2 protein-coding genes are annotated in these 2,508 nt (G+C 42.2%); both read right to left on the reverse strand.

Going from position 1 to position 2,508, the window contains the following annotated elements:
• On the reverse strand, positions 1–2,093 hold a 2,093-nt coding region (locus BN202_RS08715; protein WP_019220263.1), incomplete at its 3' end, for a VirB4 family type IV secretion/conjugal transfer ATPase.
• Entirely contained in the window at positions 2,090–2,416 is a 327-nt protein-coding gene (locus BN202_RS08720; RefSeq protein WP_019220264.1) for a VirB3 family type IV secretion system protein, read from the reverse strand. The genes BN202_RS08720 and BN202_RS08715, both read right to left, overlap by 4 nt.
• Positions 2,417–2,508 lie beyond the last annotated feature (92 nt).

Here is a 2,508-nt window from a genome sequence, read left to right on the forward strand (position 1 = left end):
TTTCCCTTTTGGTTGGGAAAATAAACCTGGGTGGGACATTGCTCTATAATGGTGTGGGCAATGGTTGAATTGATCGCATCTTTGGGCGATTGCGTGGCAAACAACATCAAGCCATTCTGTTTGCGAATGGTCTTCAGCCTATCTTGCGCAAAGGCTTTAAAGGAATCATCCTCTAGGGCTTTCCAAAATTCATCAATGACAATGATAATACGCCGCCCGTCAATCAGAGACAGAATTCTATGAAAGAGATACATCATGAGCGGGGGACGAATTTCGTCATTGTCCAAAAAATCGGTCATATCATAACCAATGAATTTTGCCTTAATCCCTATGTCATCATCAGGATTGTCAAAAACCCAGCCCAAGGCATTGCCTTTACACCATCTCTCTAAACGCCCTGATATGCCTTCTCTATGGGTGGTGTCAAAAAACATTTGCAGAGCAGAAATTGTGCGTTGTTCTTTTGGCAAGAGAGCAAGTTGGTCAACAGCTGCAGCAATGTCTTGTCTTTCGGATTCACTAATCTTTTGTCCCTCTGCAGAAACAAGTTTGGTAATCCATTGCCGCAAAAAGACTCTGTCTGCTGGATTGTTATAGTCTAAGCCTTTTAACGGCGCTATCCCTGTCGGCTTGCCGTTTTTCAAAGGCATATAGGTGCCGCCACCCGCTCTGACAAAAAGTTCTGCTCCACGGTCTTTATCAAAAAAGACCATATGGGGATCATGTTTTTGTAGTTGCGCAAGAAGAAAGTTAACAATGACGGTTTTCCCAGAACCAGAGGGACCACAGACAAAGGTGTTGCCTAAATCGCCAAAGTGAAAATTAAAATAAAAGGGCGAACCAGCAGAGGTTTTCATCAAGGCGACCGCTGGTCCCCATACATTGCCATCTATTTTGCCAACTGGAAAGGAATGAAAAGGAGAAAGAGCAGCATAATTGCGGCTGGTAATGGCACCAGAGCGGATGCGATAGGCATAATTTCCAGGCAATTGTGCCCACCACGCTGCCGCAAGAGCAAGATCTTCCCGTGCAATCACAGCGCCGCCATCGGTGAGACGAGAGCGAGCTTTGGCAAGATTATCTGCTAATTCTTGGGTGTTATCGGCAAAAACAGCTAAGGATAAATGATGCTCACCTAAAACAAAACGGTTGGATTCAAGATCATCCAATGCATCATCTAATTCCATGATTTGTGAGCCGGCACGGTCTCCCGCATTGACCATTTGATTTTGCTTGCGCCCCATAATCTGCTTGGCAATGTTTTTGCTTTTAAAGACAAAAGATTGGGTAAAAATAAATTCAAAGGGTAGGGTGAGAAGACCATCTGTCATGCCTGCTCTGGTCTTTGCTGGATATTCTTTCCAACCAAACATACCGGCAAAGCGCCTCCCTGCCTCATAGCGTATTTCGATGACTTCTTTACCGAAAATCAGACGGTCTGAATAAACAGAGGAGGCTATCGTTCCCCATGTCAGAGGTACACGTTCACGACGTCCACCTACCAATTGGTGAATAAATTCACTTTGCTGTGAATAAATATTGCCTTCATGTTCATAAAGGCTCAGCCTTTTTGCACCATAGCGCTCTAAATTTTGAACAATGTCCGTGGTAACATCTTCAAGCTTGCGAATGGATTCTTCATCAACTTCCGTTTTTTCCGCTTTTGCTTTGCCTAAACGTTTGAAAAATTCCGCTATTTTATCCGCTTTATCAACATGGGGATTCCACAAAATGGAAAGATAAAGATCATTCCGATAAAGTTCTTGAGAAACCATCCGTTCACGGTATTTGTCATCCAACTGTTTGGCAAATGCTGATCTAAAAGTACCATCTGGATAAACCGTCTCACGTTTTCTGATAATATGGCTATAAATGGCGATACGTTCATCCGCGATATTCTTAAACAGGTTATTTAACTGTTCATGAAGTACATTGAGATCAATAATATCGGCTGTCTCAAAGTTAATGCCTTCAAGTTTTACAACCATCATGAGCGCGCGTGAATCCAGTGCAATGACATGCTTGTTGACATGACGCACATAAGGAATAATCGATTCCGGTTGTTTTTCACGCTTGCGCTCTAGTGTTTTCATTTTAATTCTTTATAATTACGAACTAATCGTAATGGAGAAAGACTTGCCCCACCCCATAGACTAGAATTTCTGGCAAAGAGCTGTGTCTTTTGCCATGTTAGGAGGATACGAAATTTATTATGGTCATGTTTAAGGATTTCTTTGAATACGAAATGGATAGCAATCCCAATGATGACAAGAAAAATATTGCCCGTCATAATAAATAACATCATTGTTCCCATGGCATTTAACCCCATAGCTTCCACCGTTACACCTGCAATCATTGCAGGACGCGTGCAAGCGAGAAACAACGTATCTTCTGTTAGCTTATCGTGCTCTTTCATAGTTTTAAGCTATTTCAGTAAGTTAACTAGAAAGCATTGATGCAATTTGCGATGCGCCAAAGACTATGCCGATACCAACACAAACAAAAAAA

The organism is Bartonella florencae (assembly GCF_000312525.1).
GTDB classification, from domain to species: domain Bacteria; phylum Pseudomonadota; class Alphaproteobacteria; order Rhizobiales; family Rhizobiaceae; genus Bartonella; species Bartonella florencae.

Bases quoted from the DNA above. Each gene is read 5' to 3' on its own strand.
- BN202_RS08720 (WP_019220264.1), bottom strand. From the start codon at position 2,416: ATGAAAGAGCACGATAAGCTAACAGAAGATACGTTGTTTCTCGCTTGC.